The organism is Amycolatopsis magusensis, assembly GCF_017875555.1.
Lineage (GTDB): Bacteria > Actinomycetota > Actinomycetes > Mycobacteriales > Pseudonocardiaceae > Amycolatopsis > Amycolatopsis magusensis.
On sequence record NZ_JAGGMS010000001.1, the window covers coordinates 5,732,610 to 5,756,727 of the forward strand.

The following is a 24,118-nucleotide window of genomic DNA, read 5'->3' on the forward strand; positions in this document are numbered from 1 at the left end:
ACCCCCATGACCTCCTCCAGACAAGACCGCATCGCGGCGTTGCCCGCCCACCTGCGGGAGACGCTGCGCGCGCGGATGGCGGGAACGGCCGGGCCGGCACCGGAGATCCCGGTGGCCGACCGTTCCCGCCCACTGCCGCTGTCCTCCGCCCAGCGCAGGCTGTGGTTCCTCGCCCGGTTGCGGCCGGACGACCCGGAGTACAACAGCGCGTTCGCGCTCCGCCTGACCGGCGAGCTGGACACCGGGGCACTGGCCGCGGCGCTGCGCTCACTGGTCGCCCGGCACGAGCCGCTGCGCACGACCTTCGCGGAGGTCGACGGCGAGCCCGTGCAGCTCATCGGTCAGCCGTACGAGGTCGCCCTGCCGATCGCCGACGTCGCGGCCGGGGAGCTGGAGGCGGTGTTGCGCGCCGAGTACGCGCGGCCCTTCGACCTCACCCGCGGGCCGCTGCTGCGCGCGCTGCTGGCCCGCCTCGGCCCGGCCGAGCACGTGCTGCTGGTGAGCGTGCACCACATCGCCACCGACGGCGCGTCGATGGGCGTGCTCACCGAAGAACTCGGCCTGCTCTACCGCGACGGCGACCGTGCCGCCCTGCCGCCGCAACCCCGGCAGTACGCCGACTTCGCCGCCTGGCAGCACGCCCGCCCGGCCCGGCAGGCGGGGCTGGAGCACTGGAAGCACCGGCTCGCCGATGTGGTGCCGCTGGAGCTGCCCACGGACCGGCCGCGTCCGGCCACCCGCGGCACCGCCGGTGCGGTCACCGAGTTCACCGTCCCCGCGGAGGTCGCGTCGGGACTGGCCGAGCTGGCGCGGGCTTCGGAGACCACGCTGTTCACTGTGCTCCTGGCGGCCTGCCAGGCGTTGTTCGCCCGCTGCACCGGCCAGGAGGACATCGCGCTCGGCACCGTGGTGCAGGGCCGCGACCGGCCGGAACTGCAGCGGATGGTCGGGTTCTTCGTCAACACCGTGGTGCTCCGCTCGGCCGTGGACCGGGCGGTGCCGTTCACCGAGCACCTGGCCGTGGCAAGGCAGACCGTGCTGGACGCCTTCGCCCACGACGACGTGCCCTTCGACGAGCTGGTCGACGCGGTGCACGCCGGACGCGATCCCGGGCGCAACCCGCTGTTCGACGTCATGGTGCTGCTGCACACCGCGACCGGCGCCGGTCCGTCGCTGCCCGGGCTCGCCGTCGAACCGGCCCCGGTGGCCCGCGACTCGGCCAACTTCGACCTCACCGTGGAATTCGAGGAGTCCGATGGCCGCCTGGCCGGGCTCGTCGAGTACAGCACCGAACTGTTCGACCAGGGCACGGTCGACCGGCTGCTCACCGCGCTCCTGCGGCTGCTGGCCGGGGTCGCCGCCGACCCGGCCCGCCGGATCGACGACCTCGCGCTGACCACCGAGGCGGACGAGCGGCAGGTGCTGGCGTGGGGCCGGGGCGAGCTCAGCCCGGCAGGAGAAGTCGCGGGCACCATCGTCGACCTGCTCGACCACCAGGCCCGGACCCGGCCGGAGGCCATCGCACTGGTCTGCGGCGGCACCCGGCTCACCTTCGCCGAACTGGCCGCGCGCACCGACGCCCTCGCCGCGGACCTGGCCACGAGGGGCGCGGGCCCGGACCGGGTCGTCGCGGTGCTGCTGCCCCGCACCGCCGAAGCGATCGTCGCGTTGTTCGCCGTGCTCAAAGCGGGCGCGGTCCACCTGTCGGTCGATCCGGGACTGCCGGAAGAGCGCCTCCGGGTCCTGCTGGCGGACGCGGACCTCGTGCTGGAGGACACCGCGGCACCGGCCGGGGGAGCGTGCCCGGTCCGCCCGCACCCGGCGGACGCCGCCTACGTCATCCACACCTCCGGCTCCACCGGGACGCCGAAGGGCGTCGTCGTGGAGCACGCGGCACTGGTGAACCTGCTCGCCAACCACCGCGCGGTGTTCGCCGGCGAACGGCTGCGCGTCGCGCTCACCGCCACCCTGTCCTTCGACACCTCGTGGGAAGGCCCGCTGCTGCTGGCCGACGGGCACGAACTGCACCTGGTCGACGACGAGACCCGCCTCGACCCGGCCGCCCTCACCCGCTACGTGCGCGAAGAGCGCATCGACTTCCTCGACGTCACGCCGTCCTACCTGCGCCAGCTGCTGCCCGCCGGGTTGCTCACCGGCGCCCACCGCCCGCGCTCACTGATGGTCGGCGGTGAGGCACTGGAACCCGATCTGTGGCGCGAGCTGGCCGCCGCCGGGACCAGCGCCCACAACTACTACGGCCCCACCGAGTCCACAGTGGACGCCACCTGCGCCCCGGTGACCGGCGACCGGCCGCGGATCGGCCGCCCGCTGGGCGGGGTGCGCGCCTACGTGCTCGACGAGCGGCTGCGACTGGTCCCGCCGGGCCTGCCGGGGGAGTTGTGCCTGGCCGGGGTCCAGCTCGCCCGCGGGTACCTCGGCCGCCCCGGCCTGACCGCGGACCGGTTCACCGCCGACCCGTTCGGCGCACCCGGCGCCCGTTTGTACCGCACCGGGGACCGGGTCCGCTGGACCGCGGACGGGCACCTGGAACACCTGGGCCGCACCGACGAGCAGGTGAAGGTCCGGGGTTTCCGCATCGAGCCGGGCGAGGTCGAGGCCGCGCTCCGCGCGCAGCCGGGAGTCGGTGACGCCGCCGTGGTCGCGCACGACGGCAGGCTGGTCGCCTACCTCGTCGGCGACGCCGACCCGGCCGAGGTGCGGGCCGCGCTGACCGGGACCCTGCCCGGCCACCTCGTGCCTTCGGCCTTCGTCACCCTCGACCGGCTGCCGCTGACCCGGAACGGCAAGCTCGACCGGCGAGCCCTGCCCGCCCCCGGCCCGGCCACCTCCACCCGGTACGTGGCCCCGCGCGACGAGCGCGAGCGGTTGGTCACCGAGGTCTGGGCCGAGGTGCTGAAGGTCGAACGCGTCGGTGTCGAGGACAACTTCTTCGATCTCGGCGGCGATTCCCTGCTCGGCATCCGCGTCGTCGCGCGGTTGCGGGACGCGCTCGCCGCCGACGTGCCCGCCCGGCTCGTGTTCACCGCGCCGACCCCGGCCCAGCTGGCCGCGCAACTGCCCGCCGCGGGGCCGCCGCGCGAGCCGATCCCGGTGCTGCCCCGCGACGGCGGGCTCCTCGAAGCGCCGCTTTCCTTCGCCCAGCAACGACTCTGGTTCCTCGACGAGTTCGAACCGGGCAGCACCGAGTACGTCTCACCGACCGTCCTGCGGCTGCGGGGTGACCTCGACACCGGTGCGCTCGACCGGGCGCTCACCGCGCTGGTGGCCCGGCACGAATCCCTGCGCACCACCTTCGCCACGGTCGACGGGCACGGAGTGCAGCTCGTGCACCCGCCTCACGCCGTGGAAGTCCCCGTCGCCGACGGCGACCTGGACACGGCACTGGCCGCCGCGCTGGGCCCGGTCGACCTGCACACCAGCCCGTTGCTGCGGGTCGCGCTCACCCGCCTCGCCCCCGGTGACCACGTGCTCGCACTGGTGCTGCACCACATCGTCACCGATGGCTGGTCCGCGGGCGTGCTGCTGCGTGAACTGGCCGCGCTGTACGCGGCCTTCCGGCGCGACGGCGAAGCGGCGCTGCCCGTACTGCCCGTGCAGTACGCCGACTACGCGGTCTGGCAGCGCCGCCGCCTCGACGGCACCGGGTTCGACGAACAGCTGAGCTACTGGCGCAACCGGCTCGACGGGGTGCCGGTGCTGGACCTGCCCACCGACCGGCCGCGTCCGGCGGTCCGCACCACGAACGGCGCCCTGCACGAGTTCAGCGTCCCGGCGGGCACCACCGCCCGGCTCAGGGAGCTGTCCCACCAGCACGGCGGCACCCTGTTCATGACGCTGCTCGCCGCCTGCCAGCTGCTGTTCGCCCGGTGGTCCGGCCAGGACGACGTCGCCGTGGGCACCGTCGTCTCCGGCCGTGAGCGCACCGAACTGGAGGACCTGGTCGGCTTCTTCGTCAACACACTGGTGCTGCGGTCCACAGTGGACCTGCGACGCGACTTCGGGGAGTTCCTCGGCGACGTGCGCGACACCGTGCTCGACGCCTTCGCCCACCAGGACGTCCCGTTCGACCGGATCGTCGACGACCTGCAGCCCGAACGCGACACCTCCCGGACCCCGCTGTGCCAGGTGATGGTGGTGCTGCACAACACCCCCGGCGCCCGGCCCGCCATGCCGGGGCTCGACGTCGAGGAACTCGCACCGCCGGTGGTGACCGCCGGGTTCGACCTGGCCGTGCACTTCCAGGAAACGGGCGGGCGGCTCGACGCGGTGGTCAACTACAACACCGACCTGTTCGACGCCGCCACCGTCGAGCGGCTGACCGGCTGGTTGCGCACCCTGCTCGAAGGCATCGTGAGCAGCCCGGAACAGCCGCTGAGCCGGCTGCCCTGGACCACCGCCGCCGAGCGCGAACTCGTGGTGTCGCGGTGGAACGGCACCGCCGAGCCGCGGTCCGCCCCGGCGCTGCCGGAGTCGTTCGCCGCGTGGGTGGTGCGCACCCCGGACGCGGTGGCGGTGACGAGCGGGACCACCGAGCTGACCTACCGCGAGCTGGACCGGCGGGCCAACCGCCTCGCTCACCGCCTGATCGCCGAGGGCGCGGGACCCGAACGGCTCGTGGCCCTGCGGCTGCCCCGATCGGCCGATCTCGTGGTGGGCGTGCTCGCTGTGCTCAAGGCGGGCGCGGGGTACCTGCCGATCGATCCCGCCTACCCGGCGGCGCGGATCGAGGCGATGATCGCCGACGCGCGGCCCGTGTGCGTCGTGGAGGACGCTGCTGCCGAACAGTGGCCCGACACCGACCCCGGCGTGCGGGTCGATCCCGGCACCACCGCCTACGTCATCTACACCTCCGGCTCCACCGGCGTGCCCAAGGGTGTGCTCATCCCGCACGCCAACGTGACGCGGTTGTTCTCCGCCACCGAGCCCTGGTTCGGCTTCGGCGCGCAGGACGTGTGGACGCTGTTCCACTCCTACGCCTTCGACTTCTCGGTGTGGGAGCTGTGGGGCGCGCTGCTGCACGGCGGCCGGCTCGTCGTCGTGCCGCAGGAGACCGCCCGCTCACCGGAGGACTTCCTCGCGTTGCTGGCCGAGCAGCGGGTGACCGTGCTCAACCAGACGCCCTCGGCGTTCTACCAGCTGAGCGCGCTGCCGTCGCCGCCGCTGAACCTGCGTTACGTGGTCTTCGGCGGGGAGGCGCTGGACCCGTCCCGGCTCGCCGGGTGGCTGCGGCGCCACCCGGACGGTCCGCGGCTGGTGAACATGTACGGCATCACCGAAACCACCGTGCACGTGACCCACCGGGTGCTCGACGGGGACGGCACCGGCGGCGTCGGCGTGCCGATCCCCGACCTGCGCACCTATGTCCTCGACACCGCTCTCGAACCGGTGCCGCCGGGCGTCACGGGGGAGTTGTACGTCGCGGGCGCGGGCCTGGCGCGGGGTTACCTGAACCGGCCGGGCCTGACCGCGTCGCGGTTCGTCGCCGACCCGTTCGGCGCGCCGGGCGACGCAGCGGCGCGAAGCGGCTCCACCAGGGGTGGTGGTCGGGCGACGGGTGGGCGGATGTACCGCACCGGTGACCTGCTGCGGTGGACCGCGGACGGTGAGCTGGAGTACCGGGGCCGGGCCGACCAGCAGCTCAAGATCCGCGGTTTCCGCATCGAGCCCGGCGAGATCGAGGCCGCGCTGCTGGCGCACCCCGACGTGCGCGGGGCCGCTGTCCTCGCCCACGGGACCGGGGACGCCCGCCGGCTGGTGGCGTACCTGACCGGACCCGTGCCCGGCACCACCGCACTGCGGGAGTTCCTCGCCGATGCACTGCCGGCACACATGGTTCCGGCGATCTTCGTGCCGCTGGAGGAACTGCCGCTCAACGCCAACGGCAAGCTCGACCGCCGGGCGCTCCCGGAACCCGGCGCCCGCGCCGAAACCCGGTACGTGGCACCCCGCACCGAGGTGGAAACCACCCTCGCCGAGGTGTGGTCGGCGGTGCTCGGGCTGGACCGGGTCGGGGTCGAGGACAACTTCTTCGGCCTCGGCGGCGATTCGATCCTCAGCATCCAGGTGGTCGCCCGTGCCCGGCAGGCCGGGTTGACGCTGTCGTCGAAGGACCTGTTCCAGCACCAGCGGATCGCCGACCTCGCCAGGGTCGTCACCACGGGCGCGCCCGCGGCGCCCGCGCCGGTGGAACCCGCCGGGCCCGCGCCGCTCGGGCCGATCCAGTCCTGGCTGTTCGAGCAGCTGGACCGGCCGTGGCGGCTGACCATGTCCGTCCACCTCGTACTCTCCACAGTGGATGTACCGGCGCTGGACGCGGCGCTGCACCGCGTCGCGGAGCGGCACGACGCCCTGCGCATGCGGTTCTCCGCCACCGGGGGTGGCTGGCAGCAGCAACCGGCCGATCCGGAGCCCGCCGAGGTGCTGCGCCACGTCGATCTGTCCGATGTGGACGCGGCCGGCGAGGTGCCCGCGGTGATGCACGCCGAAGCGTTGCGGGCGCAGGAGTCGCTCGACATCGTCGACGGCCCGGTGTGGCGGGCGGTGCTGTTCACCTTCGCCGACCGCGCGCCCCAGCTCTTCCTCACCGCACATCACCTGGTGATGGACGGCGTGTCGTGGCGCATCCTGCTGGCCGACCTGGACCGGGCCTACCACGGCAACCCGCTGGCACCGGTGGGCACCTCGTTCACCCACTGGGCCCGGTCGCTGGCCGAGCACGTCCGATCGGGACACCTCGACGACCAGGCGGAGTACTGGAAGGACTCGCTCCGCGGCGTTCGCACGGACCTCCCGCTCGACCGCTCCGGCCGGAACACCGCGGCGACGGCGCGGGCGGTCTCGGCCTCGCTTGGCCGGGCCGAGACCGCCGCGCTCCTGCACGACGTGCCGGCGGCCTACCGGACCGAGGTCAACGACGTGCTGCTCAGCGCGCTCGGCCGGGTGCTGGCCCGGTGGACGGAACGCCCGCGCGTGGTGCTCGCCATGGAGGGCCACGGCCGTGAGGAACTCGCCGCGCCGCTGGACCTGTCCCGCACGATCGGCTGGTTCACCGCCCAGTACCCCCTCGCGCTGACCCTGCCCGACGGTGACTGGGGCGAGGTGCTGAAGTCGGTCAAGGAACAACTGCGCGCCGTGCCGGACAAGGGCGCCGGCTATGAGGCCCTGCGTCACCTGAGCCCGCCGGACGCGCCGGGCGCCGCGCTGCGCGACGACCCGGTGCCGCGGATTTCGTTCAACTACCACGGGCGCTGGGACGTCGGCGGCCCCGGCGAAGGCTGGTACCGGGGCCGGGGCGAGGACATCGGGCACGATCTCGCCCCCGGAAGCACCCGGCCGTACCTGCTCGACGTCGTCGGGGTCGTCGAAGCCGGGCAGCTGCACCTGAGCTGGGAGTACTCCACCGAGGTCCACGAGCGGGCCACGATCGAGGCGCTGGCCGAAGCCATGCTCGACGCGCTGCGCGGCATCGTCGCGCACTGCGCCGGAGCCGGCGGGCGCACGCCGTCGGACTTCCCGCTGGCCCGGCTCGGCCAGGCCGAGGTCGATCGCCTGGCCGGGACCGGCCCGGCCGTGGCGGAGGTCGAGGACATCTACCCGCTCACGCCCCTGCAGGCGGGCATGGTGTTCCACAGCCTGGTCGACCACGACTCGAACGCCTACTTCGACCAGTTCCGGCTGCGGCTGGCCGGGGTGGCCGATCCGGTGGCGCTCGCCGAGGCGTGGCAGCGCGTCGTCGACCGCACCCCGATCCTGCGCACCAGCACCGTCTGGGACGGCGTCGAACAGCCGCTGCAGCGAGTGCACCGTGGAGTTCGGGTGCCGGTCGGACACCACGACTGGCGCGGGCGCACCCCGGAGGAACAGCAGGCCGCACTGGCGGACCTGATGGCCGCCGATCTGGCGGCGGGCATGGACCTGACCGCGCCGCCGCTGATGCGCCTGGCGATCGGCAGGCTCACCGACGACGAGGTCCAGTTGCTGTGGACCTCCCACCACGTCCTGCTGGACGGCTGGAGCACCGCGCAGGTGTTCGGCGAGGTCTGCGAGCAGTACGCGGCGATCGTCGGCGGCCGGGCCGCCCGGCTGGTGCCCCGGCGGCCGTTCCGCGACTACCTGGCCTGGCTCGCCGAACAGGACCACGCGGTGGCCGAGGACCACTGGCGGCAGGCGCTGGCCGGGTTCACCACGCCGACCCCGTTGCCCTACGACCGCAAGCCCGCTGAAGCCCACCGCGCCGAATCCGCGGAAGCGGTGCTGGTCGAGCTCTCCCCGCAGGACTCCGCGCGGGTGCACGAGGCGGCCAAGGCGGCGGCACTGACCGTCAACTCCGTCGTGCAGGGCGCGTGGGCGCTGCTGCTCGCGCGCCACAGCGGCGAATCCGACGTCCTGTTCGGCACCACCGTCTCCGGCCGTCCGGAGGACCTCGCCGGGGTCGAGGCGATGATCGGGATGTTCATCAACACGGTGCCGACCCGGGTCGAAGTCCGAAGTGGACAGCCGGTCGGCGACTGGCTGCGTGAATTGCAGTCGGACCAGGCCGAGGCACGACGGCACGACTTCCTCGCCCTGTCGCGGCTGCAGCAGTTCGCGGACGTGCCGGCGGGCACCGCGTTGTTCGACAGCGTCGTGGTGTTCGAGAACTACCCGATCGAGGAGAGCGGGCAGGACGGCGTGCGCGTGGTGGAGGTCGACTCGCTCGACACGACCAGCTATCCGCTGAACCTGACCGCCTACCTGCACGACCGGCTCGGCCTGGAACTGTCCTACGACCCGAAGCTGTTCGACGCGGCCACCGCCCGGCGGCTGGCAGGCCAGCTCGCCGCGCTCATCCGGGCCATCGCCGCCGACAGCCGGTGCTCCCTCGCCGCGCTCTCGCCGCTGACCACCGGCGAGCGCCGGGAGCTGCTGGCCATGGGGACCGGTACGTCGATCGACGTTCCCGCGGGCACCGTCCTGGACGTGTTCGAAGCGACCGCCGCCCGCATCCCGCACGAGACCGCGCTCGTCTTCGGGGGCACGGCCCTGGACTTCGCCGAGGTCGACGCGCGTGCCACCCGGCTGGCGCAGGACCTCGTCGCGCGGGGAGCGGGCCCGGAACGGGTGGTGGCGGTCCTGCTGCCGCGCTCGGCCGAAGCCGTCATCGCGATACTGGCGATCTTCAAGGCGGGCGCGGTGTACCTGCCGATCGACGCCGGTCTCCCGGAGGAACGCGTGCGCTTCCTGCTGGACGACGCGCGCCCGGTCGTCGTGCTGGGCGGCGCACCGGAGCCACCGGCGGCTCCCGCGCCGGAAGCGAGGCGGGCGAGCGCGGACACAGCCGCGTACGTCATCTACACCTCGGGGTCGACGGGCAAGCCGAAGGGCGTCGTCATCGACCACCGCGGCCTGATGAACATGCTCGCCGCGCATCGCCGCGTGTTCCTCGACCGGCCGCGGCAGCGGGTCGGGCTCACCGCCTCGCTGTCGTTCGACACCTCGTGGGAGGGGCTGCTCGCGCTGATCGACGGCCACGAACTGCACGTGCTGGACGAGGACACCCGGCTCGACCCCGGCGCCACCGTGCGCTACGTCCGGGACCACCGGCTCGACCTGCTCGACCTGACCCCGGCGCACCTGCAGCAGTTGCTGGCCGCCGGGTTGCTCAGCGGCGACCCCCGGCCCGGCACGGTCCTGGTCGGCGGGGAAGCGACCGGTGAGGCGCTGTGGCGCGAGCTGGCCGCCTCGGGCGTCACCTGCCACAACTACTACGGCCCCACCGAGGTGACCGTCGACTCCGTCCACACCGAGGTGACCGGGGACCGGCCGCTGATCGGGCGGCCACTGGCGAACCTGCGGGCGTACGTGCTGGACCCGGCGGGCGAGCCGGTGCCGGTGGGGATGCCAGGGGAGCTGTTCCTCGCCGGGGTCCAGCTCGCGCGCGGCTACCTCGGCAGGCCGGGCCTGACGGCGAAGGTGTTCCAGGCCAACCCGTTCGGCCCGCCGGGCAGCCGGATGTACCGGACCGGCGACCGCGTCCGCTGGACCGGGGACGGGCGGCTCGACTACCTCGGCCGCGTCGACGACCAGGTCAAGATCCGCGGCTTCCGGGTGGAGCCCGGTGAGGTCGAGGCCGTGCTGCGGCGGCACCCGGCGGTCGCCGACACCGCGGTCGCCGCCCGCGACGGGCGGCTGGTCGCCTACGTCGTCGGCGACAGCGAGGGGCTGCGTGCCTGGCTGCGGGACCGCCTCCCGGACCACCTCGTGCCGTCGGCGTTCGTCACCCTCGACGTGCTCCCGCTGACCCGCAACGGCAAGCTCGACCGGCGGGCCCTGCCCGCGCCGGGCCGGGACACCGCCCAGGAGTACGTGGCGCCGCGGAACGACACCGAACGCAGGCTGGCCGGGATCTGGGCCGACGTGCTCAAGCTCGACGAGGTGGGGGTGACCGACAGCTTCTTCGAGCTGGGCGGTGACTCCATCCTCAGCATGCGCGTCACCTCCAGGGTGCGGGCCGAGTTCGGCGTCGAGGTCTCGCCGCGGGCGCTGTTCACCGCGCCGACACCGGCGGGGTTCGCCGCCGCGATGCCGGACCGGCGGGCGAGCGCGCAGCCGATCCCGGTGGTGGCGCGCGACGGCGCCCTGCCGCTTTCCTTCTCCCAGCAGCGCCTGTGGTTCCTGGACGAGTTCGCCGGCGGGAGCACCGAGTACCTGTCGCCCACGGCACTGCTGTTGCGCGGCGACCTCGATCTCGGCGCGCTGCGGCGGGCGCTGGACACGCTGGTCGCCCGGCACGAGTCCCTGCGCACCACGTTCGGCGCGGTCGACGGACGCGGTGTCCAGTACGTGCACGAGCCCGGCCCGGTGGACCTCCCGGTCGAGGACTTCGACGAGCACGCACTGGCGCGGGAGGCCCTGCGGCCGTTCGACCTGAGCACCGGCCCGCTGCTGCGCGCCCGGCTGTTCCGGAGCTCGGCAGGCGAGCACGTGCTGCTGCTCGCCGCGCACCACATCGTCACCGACGGCTGGTCGGCCGGGGTGCTGGCCGCCGAACTCGACACCTGCTACGCGGCCTTCGCGCGAGGCGCCGAGCCGGAGTTGCCCGCGCTGCCGGTGCAGTACGCGGACTTCGCGGCGTGGCAACGGGAACACCTGGACAGCGCCGAAGTGACCGGGCTGCTGGACCACTGGCGGGACCGGCTCGCCGGACTCGCCCCGCTCGAACTGCCCACCGACCGGCCGCGTCCGGCGGTGCGCACGACGGACGGGCGGTGGCAGGGGTTCGAGGTGCCCGCCGAGGTCGCGGGCAAGCTGCGGGCACTGGCCGGAGCCCAGAACGGCACCCTGTTCATGACGCTGGTGGCCGCCTGCCAGGTGCTGCTGGCGCAGTGGGCGGGGCAGGAGGACGTCGCCGTCGGCACCGTCACGGCCGGGCGTGACCGGGCCGAGCTGGACCGCCTCGTCGGCTTCTTCGTCAACACCCTGACCCTGCGCTCCACAGTGGACAGCCGGCGGTCGTTCCGGCAGTTCCTGGCCCAGGTGCGGGAGACCGTGCTCGACGCCTTCGCCCACCAGGACGTGCCGTTCGAACGGGTGGTGGACGCGGTGCAGCCGGTGCGCGACCCGAGCCGGACCCCGCTGTTCCAGGCCATGGTGGTGCTGCAGAACACCGGCGACCGGCCCGGCGGCGGCACGCTGGTCGCCGGCGAGGTGGCGCTGCCCGCGGAATCGGCCTCCTTCGACCTGCTCGTGCAGTTCGAGGAGGACGACGGCGCCCTGCACGGGGCGGTCAACTACAACACCGGCCTGTTCGACGCGGAAACGATCGACCGCCTGGTGGACCGCCTGCGCACCCTGCTCACCGTGCTCGTCGCCGACCCGGACCGGCCGATGGCCACCCTGCCACTGGTGCCCGCGGCCGAACTCGACCGGCTGCGGACGTGGAACGACACCGCGCGTGCGGTCGAGCCCGCGTCCTTGGCGCAGCTGGTCGAAGCCCAGGCCGCCCGCACACCCGGCGCCCCGGCGTTGCTGTCCGACGAGGGCACGCTCAGCTTCGGGGAGCTGAACGCGCGGGCGAACCGGCTGGCCCGCCTGCTCGTCCGGCGGGGCGCCGGTCCGGAGCGGATCGTCGCCGTGCGGTTGCCGCGTTCGACGGCGCTCGTGGTCACCGAACTGGCCGTGGCCAAGACCGGCGCCGCGTTCCTGCCGGTCGATCCCGGCTACCCGGCCGAGCGCATCGAGTTCATGCTGGCCGACGCCGATCCGGTTCTCGTGGTCGACACCGAACTCGACCCGGCGCACGAGGCGGACACGAACCTCGGCGTGCCGATCGACCCGGCCCAGCCGGCGTACGTGATCTACACCTCCGGTTCGACCGGGCGGCCCAAGGGCGTCGTCGTCCCGCACCGGGGAGTGGCGTCCTTCTCCGCCGCCGCGATCGAGCATTGCGTCGTGCGCCCCGGGGACCGCGTGCTGGCGTTCAGCTCGCCGAGCTTCGACGCGTCGGTCCTGGAGCTGTGCCTGTCCCTGCCCGCCGGGGCGGCGCTCGTCGTGCCACCCGAAGGCCCGGTGCTCGGTACCGCGCTCGCCGACGTCCTGCGGCGGCACCGGGTCACGCACGCGCTGATCCCGCCGGTGGCGCTGGCGACGATGTCGGAGATCGGCCTGCCGGACTTCCGCACGGTGATCTCGGGCGGCGACGCCTGCCCGGCGGAGCTGGTGCGGCGGTGGGCACCCGGCCGCCGGATGATCAACGCCTACGGCCCGACCGAGGCCACCATCGTCACCGCGTGGAGCGGGCCGCTGGTGCCGGGCGGCACTCCGCCGATCGGCGGGCCGATCCCCAACACCGCGGTGCACGTGCTGGACGCCGCGCTGCGGCCGGTGCCGATCGGCACGGCAGGGGAGCTGTACGTCACCGGCCTCGGCCTGGCGCGGGGTTACCTGAACCGGCCGGGGCTGACCGCGGACCGGTTCGTCGCGGACCCGTTTGGCGCTCCGGGGAGCCAGATGTACCGGACCGGTGACGTGGTGCGGTGGACGGCCGACGGCCAGCTGCGCTTCCTCGGGCGCACCGACGAGCAGGTGAAGATCCGCGGGTTCCGCGTCGAACTCGGGGAGATCGAGGCGGCGCTGCGGCGGCACCCGGCCGTGCGTGACGCCGTCGTGGTCGCGCACCGGGCCGACGGCCACGCGCGGCTCGTGGCCTACGTCGTCGGCGAGACCGAAGGCCTGCGCGCCCACCTGGGCGACACGCTGCCGGACTACCTGGTGCCCTCGGCGTTCGTCCCGGTGACCGCCGTGCCGATGACGGCGAACGGGAAGGTGGACCGGAAGTCGTTGCCGGAGCCGGACTTCTCGGCGATGGCGACCGCGGAGCACGTCGCCCCGCGCACGGCGCGGGAGGAACTGCTGGCGAAGCTGTGGGCCGAAGTGCTCGGCCTGGGCCGGGTCGGCGTGACCGACAACTTCTTCGACCTCGGCGGCGACTCGATCCTCAGCATCCAGGTGGTCCACCGCGCCCGGCAGGCCGGGCTGGCGATGCGCTCCCGGGACCTGTTCACCCACCAGACGGTGGCCGAACTGGCGGCCGTGGTCACCTCGACCGGACCGGCCACGGTCGCCGGTGAGGACGACGAGGCGGTCGTCGGCGAGGTACCGCTGACCCCGGTCCAGCGGTGGTTCTTCGACTCCGAACCGGCCAACCCGGCGCACTTCAACCAGTCCGTGCTCATCGAGCTGGCCGGACCGGTGGAATTCGAAGCGCTGCGGCAGGCACTCGACGCCGTCACCACCCACCACGACGCCCTGCGCCTGCGCTTCGAGCGGACCGGGGACGGGTGGCGCCAGCACAACGCGCCGCCCGAGGAGGCCGTCCCGTTGCGGGTGGTGCCCGCCCAGGACCTCGAGCTCGCGGCGGACGAGGCCCAGGCCGGTTTCGACCTCGCGCGCCCGCCGCAACTGCGCGCGCTGCTGACCGAGCCCACCGCCGGGGAGAACCCGCGGTTGTTCCTCGCCGCGCACCACCTCGTCGTCGACGCGGTGTCGTGGGGCATCGTGCTGGAAGACCTCGAACGGGCGTACCGGCAGATCGAGGCGGGGGAGAAGCCCGACCTCGGGCCGAAGACGACCTCGTTCCGGGACTGGGCACTGCGGTTGCGTGAGTTCGTCGAGACCGGCGGCCTGGACGCCGAAGCCGAGCACTGGCAACGGGAACTGCCCGGCTTCGCGGTCCCGCGCGACCGGACCGGCGCGCCACCCGGGCCGCCCGAGGTGGTGACCGTCGACGTCGACGAGCGGGCCACCGACGCGTTGCTGCACTCCGCGCCCGGCGCCTACCGCACGCGGATCAACGACGTCCTGCTCGCCGCGCTGGCCCGTGCGCTCACCCGCTGGAGCGGAGCCCCGTCCGTCGCGGTCAACCTGGAAGGCCACGGGCGGGAGGAAATCCTCGACGGCGCCGACCTGTCCCGGACCGTCGGGTGGTTCACCACGCTGTTCCCGGTGGCGCTCACGGTCGATCCGGCGGCGGGCTGGCGAGAACTGGTGAAGGCGGTCCGGCGGCAGTTGCGAGCCGTGCCGGGCAACGGGTTCGGCTACGGCGCCCTGCGCTGCTTCCGGAACCCCGGCCTCGGCGGCGAGCACCCGGAAATCGCCTTCAACTACCTGGGGCAGGGTGAGCACGCCGGTGACGGGACCGGGCTCTACCTGCGGGCGCACCCGCCGATCGGGCGTGAGCAGGACCCCGCGAACCGGCCGCCGCACGTGCTCGAAGTGGTCGGCGGGGTGCGGGACGGCCGGCTCGAGTTCTCCTGGTTCCACCAGCCCGAGCTGCTCGGACGCGCCACCGTGACGGCCGTGGCCACCGACTTCGCCGACGCCCTGCGCGCCATCGCCGAGGACTGCCGGGGTGACCGCCCGTGACCCGGCTCGGGCGCAACCGCGACTACCGGCTCCTGTGGACCGGGCAGGTGGTGTCCGAGGCGGGGTTCAGCACCACGATGATCGCCTTCCCCTTGCTGGTGCTGGCGATCACCGGGTCCGCCGCCCAGTCGGGGCTCGTCGTCGGCGCGGTCGCGATCGCCCAGCTGGTCGCGGGCCTGCCCGCCGGGGCTCTGGTGGACCGCTGGCCACGCAAGCGGATCATGCTCGCCTGCGAGGCGGCGCAGGCGGTGGCCGCCGCGGGGCTCGTGCTCGCCCTGTGGTGGCAGGCAGGCGGCGTCGGGCTGCTGGTCGCGGTGGCCGTCGTGATGGGCGTGTGCCGCGCCCTGTTCGAACCGGCGGAGGACGCGAGCCTGCCCGGGCTGGTGCCCACCGCGCAGGTGCCCGCGGCGGTCGCCCTGAACTCGGCGAGGACCAGCGCGGGACAGCTCTCGGGCACGGCACTCGGCGGCTTCCTGTTCGCCGTGGGGCGGCTGGTCCCGTTCGCCTTCGACGCGCTCACGCACGTCTTCGCGTTCTTTTCCCTGTTGTTCGTCCGGTTGCCCGGCAGGCAGGCGCCCGCGGAGCGGCCTCCGGCGCACCTCGGCCGGGAGATCGCCGAAGGGCTGCGGTGGGTCTGGCGCCAACCCGGGCTGCGCGTCACGACGCTGTGCGTGGTCGGCCTCAACCTGTTCTTCTCCGCTTACTACCTGGTCATCATCGTGCTGGCGAACGACCGCGGGGTGCCCGCGGGCGAGATCGGCGTGATGGCGGCCATGCTCGGCGCCGGCGGCATCCTCGGCGCGCTGGCCGCGCCGTACCTGCACCGCAAGCTCAACCCGTACCTGGTGGTCGCCGGGGTGTTCTGGGCGCTGACCGCGCTGACCCCGCTCGCGGTCTTCGTGCACAGCGGCTACCTGATGGGCGTGTTGTTCGCGGCCATCGCCTTCCTGCCCCCGGCCGCGAACACGGCCATCAGCACCTACCAGCTGCTGTCCACCCCGGACGAACTGCGCGGCCGTCTCGGCGGGGTGCTCGGGGTGACCGGCGGCCTGGCCGCCGCGCTCGGCCCCGCGCTGGGCGGCTGGCTGGTCGAAGCCCTGCCCGGCACCACGGCGGTGCTCGTGTGCGCGGGCGCCATCGCGGTGGTCACCCTCCTGGCGACCACGAGCGGCACGCTGCGGGCCACGGCCCGGCCGCGCGAACTCGAAGGAACACCCGGCTCATAACAGAAAGGAAGCACGATGGACGAGAACACCACCTTCCAGGTCCTGGTCAACGACGAGGAGCAGTACTCGCTCTGGCCCGCCGACAAGGAGGTCCCGGCGGGCTGGCGCCCCGACGGCACCACCGGCACGCGCCAGGAGTGCATGGACCACGTGGACGAGGTGTGGACCGACATGCGCCCCCGCAGCCTGCGCGAACGCATGGCGGCCGAGTAGGTGCTTCAGTACCGGGAAGGGGCCCTTCACCGCATCACCCGCGGCGAAGGGCCCCTTCCCGGTCACCGTTGCCTGGAGAGCTTCAGCGGATGCTGTCGTCTGGTGTCGAGGAAGCGTCCGTGCCCTGTCTGACCAGGAGGACGAGTCGCTCTGCTTGAGTGGCGTCGGTGGTGGCCAGGGCGATCCCGCTGGCCAGGGCCAGAAGTTCCGCCGCGGTGAGGTCGGCGCGGACAGCACTGGCGGTTTGCGCGCGGGTCAGCAGTGCGGACGCGGCTGTGTGCATCGAGTGGTGCCAGCGGTCGAACAACGCGGGGCGCCGGCCGGTGCGGTCATCGGTGATCGACAGCGCCAGTTCCCGTTTGGCTGCCACGTGGGCGATGAAGTCCTGGAGCCAGTCGAAGAGGGCGTCGCCGGGAGAGTTCTCGGCCAGGAGGGAATCGCCCCGGGCGCAGAGCTCGGAGACTTCTTCGGCGTAGACGGCGATGATCAGTTCGCGACGGGTCGGGAAGTGCCGGTACATCGTGGCGTTGCCGACGCCGGCCCGGCGGGCGATGTCGTCGAGCGGGGCGTCGACGCCCTGGTCCTGGAAGACGTCCCTGGCCGCGGCCACGAGCAGGTCGTAGTTGCGCTGGGCGTCCGCGCGACGACGCTGGGGTGCCGGACGCGGCGCAGGTCCGGCGCTCTGCGAGGACATGACCCTCCTGGCTAATCGGGGACTTCCCCGGTACGGTAGCCGAGCCGCACAAGTGGGGAGTTCCCCACTTGTGCCTCAGGTATTCGCACCAGAGGAGATTCCGCATGTCGCAGGAAGACACCGCGCACCCGGGGCCGGGGGAGATTCACCGGCGCTGCGTCGAGAGTTACGCGCAGGTCCTGGAAGGCCGGCTCGAAGACGCGCTGAAGCTGATCGACCCCGAGGTCGTCGACCACCGGGGAGGCACCCAGGGCGATCATCGGGGACGCGAAGCCTGGCGGCAGAAGTGGGAGCAGATGAGCGCGAGCAGCGCGTTCCACGACGTGTCGGTGACGATCGAGCAGAACGTCGTCTCCGGTGACACCTCCGTCAACCGGTACACCATCCGGGGCACCGCCACGGACTCCGGCCGACGCTACGAAGTCCTCGGCTTGGACATGGTCCGCGTCCGCGACGGCCGAATCCTCGAGCACTGGGCACTGCTTGACGAAGACGCGATGCGCGACCAGTTGGCCCGTGTGCCGGCCCGCCCTCCGCACCGGAGCTGATCAGCGGCCTCGGCGCAGAGGGGACGGGATTCCGGTGGCGGGCTTGCTGGTCAGGGACCGGCCGGGCAGAGTTTCGCCTCGAGTACGGATCGGACCGTGGTGAGGTCGGGGGTCATCTGGTCGGTGTTCATGCCGAGCCCGACCAGGAGTTTTCCGTCGCGGGTGCCGAAGGAGAAGGTCATCGCGCCGCTGATGGCGCCGCCGATGCCCCAGACCTCCCGCCCGCACCCCAGTGTCCAGGACCAGGCGCCGAGGCCGTAGGTGGTGCCGGAGATCCAGGGTTCGATCTCGGTGCCGGTGGCGGGGTCCTTGACCACGGTCCGGACCATGGTGAACATCTCCCGTTGCTGGGCGGGTGGGAGGATTCGTCCTTGGAGCAGGTCCCGGGTGAACTGGGTGACGTCCTCGACCGTGGAGACCATGCCACCGGCCGCCCAGCCGTAGGACACGTTCTGCTCGGTCACGTCGTAGACCTGGGCGCCGGGCTCGTTCACGAACAGTGTCGAGTAGTGCCGTGGGTGGGGCCCGCGTATCTCCACTTCCTCGCCTGGCAGGTAGGTCCCTTCCAGGTGGAGCGGGAGGACGATCCGCTGCCGGATCTCGTCGGCGAGCGTATTGCCGGTCACCTTCTCGATGATCATCCCGGCGAGGATGTAGCCGGTGTTGGAGTAGACGAAGCCGTCACCGGGTTCGGCGAAGTAGCGCGGGTTGCGCAGGCCGACCTCCACCAGTTGCCCGGGGGTGTAGCTGTCGAAGCGGTGCTCGAAAAAGGCCTGCCCGGTCTTCGCGATCTCCGCGTCGTTGCCGTAGTTGAAGATGCCGCTGGTGTGGTTGAGCAGGTGCCTGATGGTGATCTCGCGGCCGTCGCTGCCGTTGCCGCGGACCAGGCCGGGCAGCCACTTCTCCACCTTGTCGTCGAGGTCCAGCTCTCCGGCGGCCTCCAACTGCAGCACGACCGTGGCGGTGAACGCCTTGGCGGCGCTGCCGATGCGGATCCGCTCGCGCGGATCTTGCTCTCGACCGGTCGCGGTGTCGGCCACCCCGGCCCTGCCGAACCAGCTTCGGTGGCCTTCGAGGACCTCGGCGACCATGCCGGGCACCCCGTTTTCGGCGACGGCCCGGTTCATGGCCTGCTGAACGGCGGCATTGCCGGGACGCACCGTCGCCAGGTTCTCCGCCAAGACGGCCGCCGGGGCGACCTCCGCCTCCGTCGTGACGGCCGCTTCGCCGCCGTTGTCGCCGCACCCCATCGCCACCGCCGAAACGAGCAGGATGATGCCCGCCAGGGGCGCGCGGGCACGGAATGTCCTGGGCGGGACAGGCAGGGATCTGGTCACTTCTTCTCCTTGTGCGCGAGGGGAAATGCGACTGTCTGCCGCCCCCTTCATGACGAAGCGAAAGCTAATTTGCATTCATCATCCCGTCAAGTAAAAGGAGATGGGTTTTCGCAGTGGAATAACGTTGAGCTGGCTATTTGCAATGGATCTGCCAGTGAATGCAAGTGGTGTCGGTGAGGGACTATTTGCCATGATGTGCGTGTGAATGAGGTAGGTGGCCAAGCGGTGGAAGGTGCGCAGGATGCCGGGTAGCAGGATGACCCGCGAGGACCGCCGGGACATCGAGGACGGGCTGGCCGGTGGGCTCACCTACTCCGAGATCGCCGGGCGGCTGTCGCGGCCGGTGTCCACCATCGGCCGCGAGGTGGCTCGCAACGGCGGACGCGCTACCTACCGGGCCGACCAGGCCCATCGAGCGACCGAAGGGAGGGCGCGCCGGAACGGGCCGACCGCGGTCAAGGCGGCCCCGGCCGGCGTCGCAGCCTACGGCCGTGATCCCCAGGTGGTGCACCAGTTCGAAGAGCGGTTCACCGCGCTGATGGTCGGGACGGGCCTCCCGCGGATGACGGCCAGGGTGCTCGCCTGCCTGTACGCCACCGACACCGGCAGCCTCACCGCCGCCGAACTCGTCCACCGGCTCCGGGTCAGCCCGGCGTCGGTCTCCAAGGCCATCGGGGACCTCGAAACGCAGGATCTGATCAAGCGCGAACGTGACGCCCGGGGACGGCGGGACCGCTACGTCATCGACGACCACGTCTGGTACCGGGCGTGGCTGAACAGCGTCCGTGCCAACCTCGCGCTGGCCGACACCGTCCGCCAGGGTTCCGACAGCTTCGGTGCCGCCACCCCCGCCGGTGCCCGCCTCCAGGACATGAGCCAGTTCCTCCAGCACGTGAGCCGCGTGCTGATCCACGCGGCCGAAGACTGGCGCCGAACCTCCGCCGCCCGCCCCCGGAAATCCACCCGCTGACCGTCTGGCACCTCGACGCCGACGGCCGGATCGACAATTACCGGGTCTACTCGGATCTTGCTCCGTAGTCATTCCCACGTGACGGTTCTCTCTGCCACGACGGCAGCGGACTCGATGAGGCGCGTCGCGCGGCGCGGATCGCTGGGCGAGCGGTGCTGCTCAGTGCCTACCGTGGGCGGTTGAACCAGGCGCCGGCCTGTGCGGTGACCATCAACGCCAGGATGATGCCGCCGCAGGCGAGCCCGATGAGCGGCCCGCCCGTGAAGATGAGGCCGAAGCCGCCCCCGAGGCCCAGGCCGCCCAGGCAGGCCACGATCATCAGCGAGGCGTACACGATCGTGGTGACCCGGACACCTCCGCCGCCGGTGGCGAATCTCGTTCCCAGGATGATCGACAGCGCACCCAGGCCCAGCAGCACACTGACGGTGGGAACCACATCGGCGATGCCGCCGCCGGCGTTGGCGACAATGCCGGCCAAAAGGCTGCCGACGAGCACACCGACGGTGAGCTGGATGCCACCCATGACGAACAGGAGTACTCGCGCACCCCTCAACAGTCCGGGCATGTCCATGCCCATCGGATGGCCCGGATAGCCGTAGGAGCTGTTCGGGGCACCGGATCTCATGGTGGCGTTTCCTCCGTCGGACGTCCGGGACGGCGCAGTGTACGACGGAGGCAGGGGAGAGGCGCTGGCGGCGGCCCGGGGGCTGAGAGGTCACAACACCGCGAGTCCCGGTTCGCTCAGCAGCGCCGCGGTGCCGGCCAGGAGCTCCGAACCTTGCTGCCCGTCGATGACCCGGTGGTCGAAGGAGAGGGCGAGCTGCAGGATCGACCGGGGTTCGATGCGTTCGCCGGATCCGTCGGCCACGATCCACTGCTGACGGTGGATCGCGCCCACGGCGAGGATCGCGGTCTCTCCGGAGTTGAGGATGGGCGTCCCGGTGTCGACGCCGAAGACGCCGACGTTGGTGATGGTCGTCGTGCCGCCGGTCATCGCTTCCGGTGCGGTCTTCCCGGCCCGTGCCGTGGTGGCGAGGTCGTTGATCGCGACGGCGAGATCGAGCAGGCCGAGGGTGTGGGCGTCCTTGATGTTCGGCACCACCAGCCCTCGTGGGGTGGCGGCGGCGATACCCAGCGCGATCCCGGTGGGGATGACGATCTCCTGGGCGCTGTTCGTCCCAGCGCGCGGTGGCCATGGGCGTCCGGGCCAGCGCGCGCAGGTACGCGCGGGCGACCAGGGCCAGGGGGTGTCAGTGGTCACGTGCGGGGCGGTGAAGGCGGAGGACACCCCAGATCCGCCTGGAGAGCTGGCACCGGGGGCGCACCGTCCTGGTCGGCGACGCAGCCTACTGCGCGTCGTTCTTCTCCGGGATGGGCACCAGTCTCGCCATGATCGGCGCCGCGACGCTCGCGCGGCAACGCGACCGCGGCGGGCGATGACCCCGCGGTCGCGCTGCCCGCCTACGACGAGGCCATGCGCCCGGTCGTCGATGAAGCCCACGGCATGGCCGACAGCGGCGCCGACATCCTGTTTCCCGGCACCGCGGCGGAGATCGAGGCCCGCAACCGGCTGGATGCGGGCGGCGGCGCCGTTCTGAGTTCTGCGTGTTGACGGGGGAGCGACTTAAATATACGTTACGTATATGAATGCTGTGGACGAGATCGAGAAGGTCGTGGGGCGGACGGTGCGGCGCGACATCGGGCGCCTGGTCGAAGCCGCCGAGGGAGATCTGGGACGGGCCGCGCGGTCGATCGCCGAGCACCCCGCGCCCCATGTCGGCGTCATCTGCGGCTTCTTCGTCCGGCACGCCGAGCCGCCGTCGCCGGAGACCGACGGGCTCAACGGGATGGGGCAGCTCGCCGCCGGTCTGCGCGAGGCAGGCGTGCCCGTCACGGTGATCACCGACGCGCCGTGCGCCAAGGCCGTCTGGGCGGTGACCAAGGTGCTTCCGCACCCGGTCGACCTGGAAGTGGTCGCCGTGGACGACGCGGCGGTGCGCGGTCTCCGCGATCGGCTCGAACGCGCCGGTCACCCGCTCACCCACCTGGTGGCGATCGAGCGGTGCTCCCTCGGCTCCGACGGCCGGCCCCACCGCGAGCACGGGTGGGACATCTCCGGGGACACCGCGGCGCTGGACCTGCTCTACGAGGACGAGGGCTGGACGGCGCCCTGGACGACCATCGGCATCGGTGACGGCGGCAACGAGATCGGCCTCGGCAAGCTGCCGCGGCGGATCCTGGAGGAGGACATCCCCAACGGGCCGCTGGTGGCGGCCACGACGGTGGCGGAGCACGCGATCGTCGCCGGCGTCGCGAACTGGGGTGCCTACGGCCTGCTGGGCGCCCTGGCGGCGCTGCGCCCCGACCTGGCGCCCCAGCTGCTCAAGCACTTCACCGCGCGGACCGAGCACGCGATCCTCGACGCCGCCGTCCACATCGGACAGGCGATCGACGACAGCCGGGTCGACCGTCCCGGTCAGCTCCAGATGACGATCGACCGGCTGCCCCTCGAAGAGCACGTCGGGATCATCGAAGCGGTACACCGGATCGCGTCGACCGCCATCGCCGCGCGGTGACCGCCGCCGACGCTCTCCGAGGAGGAACCGTGACCGTGCCCATCACACTCCTGCACGCGACGCCGGTCGCGATCGAGCCGGTGCACGCGGCGTTCCGGACGGAGTGGCCCGAAGCCGAGCCGGCCGACCTGCTCGACTCCGGCCTCACCACCGCGCGGGCGCGCACCCCTGAGCTCACCGGAGAACTGACGAGCCGGTTCGTCGCGCTCGCCCGCTACGCCCGCTCGACCGGCCCGGCGGGCATCCTGGCGACCTGTTCGGCGTTCGGCAAGGCCATCGAGCAGGCGGACGCCGAGCTCGACGTGCCGGTGGTCAAACCCAACGAGGCGATGTTCCGCGCCGCTCTCGCGCACGGGACGAGCATCGGGATGCTGGCCACCTTCGCCCCGTCGGTGGCTTCGATGGAGGAGGAGTTCGCCGCCATCGCGCAAGGCGTACCAGCCACGCTGCGGACGGTTCTCGTGCCCGGCGCGCTCGACGTCCTCCGCGCGGGCGACGCCGAAGCGCACAACCGGCTCGTCGCCGCCGCCGCGCCCAACCTGGCGGACGTCGACGCGATCGTGCTCGCCCACTTCTCGACCGCACGAGCCGCTCCGGGCGTTCGCGAGGCTGTCGCCGTGCCGGTGTTCACCGCGCCCGAGTCGGCCGTGCGCGCGTTGCGCGTCGCGGTCGGTGGATGAAGGAGGAGCCGTGCGCCTGGGACGCATGGCCCACGGTGAAGACGAAAATCCTGACACAGAAGGAGAATCCATGACAGAGTCGTCGCCGAAGGGCGCCGAGCCCCGGCACCGCATGGTCTCGGCAGGCGACCTGCGCTGGCACATCGTGGAGGCCGGCGAGGGACCGACCGTTGTCCTGGCCGCGGGCTTTCCCCAGAGCGTGTACGCGTGGCGCCGGGTCGTGCCCCTGCTCGCCGGGAACCACCACGTGATCGCGGTCGACCTGCCCGGCCAGGGTGACTCCGACAAGCCCGTGGGCGGCTACGACACCTGGACGACCGCCGAGCGCCTGCACGACCTGCTCGCCCGGCTCGGCGAGGACCGCTACGTGCTGGTCGGGCACGACGTCGGCGCGTGGGTGGGTTATCCGTTCGCCCACCGGTACCCCGAGCGGCTGCGCGGGCTGGTGCTGCTCGACGGGAACATCCCGGGCGTCACCCTGCGGCCGACGATCACGCTCGGCCCGGACAACTGGCGCAACTGGCACTTCCTGTTCAACCCGATCCCGGATCTTCCCGAGGCGCTGCTCAGCGGCCGGGAACGCGTCCTCATCGAGTGGTTCTTCAGCCGCAAGACGGCCAACTGGCGGGAAACCTTCACCCGGGAAGACATCGACGAGTACGAGCGGGCCTACGCCACCCACGGCGGCCTGCGCGGGATGCTCGGCTACTACCGCGCGGTGCTCGAGGACATCGAGCGCAACACCACGCTGATGCACCAGCAGATCACCGTGCCGGTCCTCGCACTGGGCGGCGAAGTCGGTTCCGCCCCCGACCTCTACGAGAGCATGAAGCCGCTGGCCGCGGACGTCCGCGGCGGCGTCATCGCCGGCAGCGGCCACTACATCCCCGAGGAGAAGCCGGCCGAACTCGTCGCCGAGATCGCCCGCTTCTCCGCCGACCTGCCCGCCTGA

13 protein-coding genes are annotated in these 24,118 nt (G+C 72.5%); 9 read left to right on the forward strand and 4 right to left on the reverse strand.

Going from position 1 to position 24,118, the window contains the following annotated elements; all coding sequences use genetic code 11:
- Positions 1-6 precede the first annotated feature (6 nt).
- Genes JOM49_RS25535 through JOM49_RS25545 form a run of 3 tightly spaced genes read left to right on the forward strand, consistent with a single transcriptional unit; the run spans position 7 to position 16,361 of the window.
- On the forward strand, positions 7-14,922 hold the full coding sequence (locus JOM49_RS25535) for a non-ribosomal peptide synthetase (protein ID WP_209666767.1): 14,916 nt from the start codon (positions 7-9) through the stop codon (positions 14,920-14,922).
- Positions 14,919-16,148: an MFS transporter gene (locus tag JOM49_RS25540; RefSeq protein ID WP_209666768.1), complete on the forward strand. Its 1,230-nt coding sequence runs from the start codon at positions 14,919-14,921 to the stop codon at positions 16,146-16,148. Before JOM49_RS25535 ends, JOM49_RS25540 begins: the two co-directional genes overlap by 4 nt.
- A gap of 15 nt (positions 16,149-16,163) precedes the next feature.
- On the forward strand, positions 16,164-16,361 hold the full coding sequence (locus JOM49_RS25545; RefSeq protein WP_209666769.1) for an MbtH family protein: 198 nt from the start codon (positions 16,164-16,166) through the stop codon (positions 16,359-16,361).
- Positions 16,362-16,443: 82 nt separating this feature from the next.
- Here JOM49_RS25545 and JOM49_RS25550 read toward each other — a convergent pair whose 3' ends face one another.
- Positions 16,444-17,055, reverse strand: a complete 612-nt coding sequence (locus JOM49_RS25550; protein WP_209666770.1) for a TetR/AcrR family transcriptional regulator — start codon at positions 17,053-17,055, stop codon at positions 16,444-16,446.
- Positions 17,056-17,159: 104 nt separating this feature from the next.
- Here JOM49_RS25550 and JOM49_RS25555 point away from each other — a divergent pair, with 104 nt between their 5' ends.
- The gene (locus tag JOM49_RS25555) at positions 17,160-17,603 is read left to right on the forward strand and encodes an ester cyclase (protein ID WP_209666771.1); all 444 of its coding nucleotides are present in this window, start codon (positions 17,160-17,162) and stop codon (positions 17,601-17,603) included.
- A gap of 50 nt (positions 17,604-17,653) precedes the next feature.
- Here the strand turns inward: JOM49_RS25555 and JOM49_RS25560 are convergent, their stop codons facing one another.
- Positions 17,654-18,940, reverse strand: coding sequence for a serine hydrolase domain-containing protein (locus JOM49_RS25560; protein ID WP_209666772.1), 1,287 nt, complete (start codon positions 18,938-18,940; stop codon positions 17,654-17,656).
- A 241-nt stretch (positions 18,941-19,181) separates the two neighbouring features.
- On the opposite strand from JOM49_RS25560, the gene JOM49_RS25565 reads away from it, so the two are divergent.
- Entirely contained in the window at positions 19,182-19,910 is a 729-nt protein-coding gene (locus JOM49_RS25565) for a GbsR/MarR family transcriptional regulator (protein ID WP_209666773.1), read from the forward strand.
- Positions 19,911-20,076: 166 nt separating this feature from the next.
- Here JOM49_RS25565 and JOM49_RS25570 read toward each other — a convergent pair whose 3' ends face one another.
- Together JOM49_RS25570 and JOM49_RS25575 are read right to left on the reverse strand one after the other, a co-directional pair.
- Complete coding sequence (locus JOM49_RS25570; protein ID WP_209666774.1) at positions 20,077-20,535, reverse strand: hypothetical protein; 459 nt, start codon at positions 20,533-20,535, stop codon at positions 20,077-20,079.
- 90 nt (positions 20,536-20,625) lie between these two features.
- Entirely contained in the window at positions 20,626-21,171 is a 546-nt protein-coding gene (locus tag JOM49_RS25575) for a 2-oxo acid dehydrogenase subunit E2 (protein ID WP_308158864.1), read from the reverse strand.
- Between the two features lie 213 nt (positions 21,172-21,384).
- On the opposite strand from JOM49_RS25575, the gene JOM49_RS25580 reads away from it, so the two are divergent.
- The 4 genes from JOM49_RS25580 to JOM49_RS25595 all read left to right on the forward strand — a co-directional run bounded on the left by JOM49_RS25580 (position 21,385) and on the right by JOM49_RS25595 (position 24,118).
- On the forward strand, positions 21,385-21,522 hold the full coding sequence (locus tag JOM49_RS25580) for a hypothetical protein (protein ID WP_209666775.1): 138 nt from the start codon (positions 21,385-21,387) through the stop codon (positions 21,520-21,522).
- Between the two features lie 31 nt (positions 21,523-21,553).
- Complete coding sequence (locus tag JOM49_RS25585; RefSeq protein ID WP_209666776.1) at positions 21,554-22,486, forward strand: glutamate cyclase domain-containing protein; 933 nt, start codon at positions 21,554-21,556, stop codon at positions 22,484-22,486.
- 29 nt (positions 22,487-22,515) lie between these two features.
- On the forward strand, positions 22,516-23,166 hold the full coding sequence (locus JOM49_RS25590) for an aspartate/glutamate racemase family protein (RefSeq protein ID WP_209666777.1): 651 nt from the start codon (positions 22,516-22,518) through the stop codon (positions 23,164-23,166).
- 70 nt (positions 23,167-23,236) lie between these two features.
- Entirely contained in the window at positions 23,237-24,118 is an 882-nt protein-coding gene (locus JOM49_RS25595; protein ID WP_209666778.1) for an alpha/beta fold hydrolase, read from the forward strand.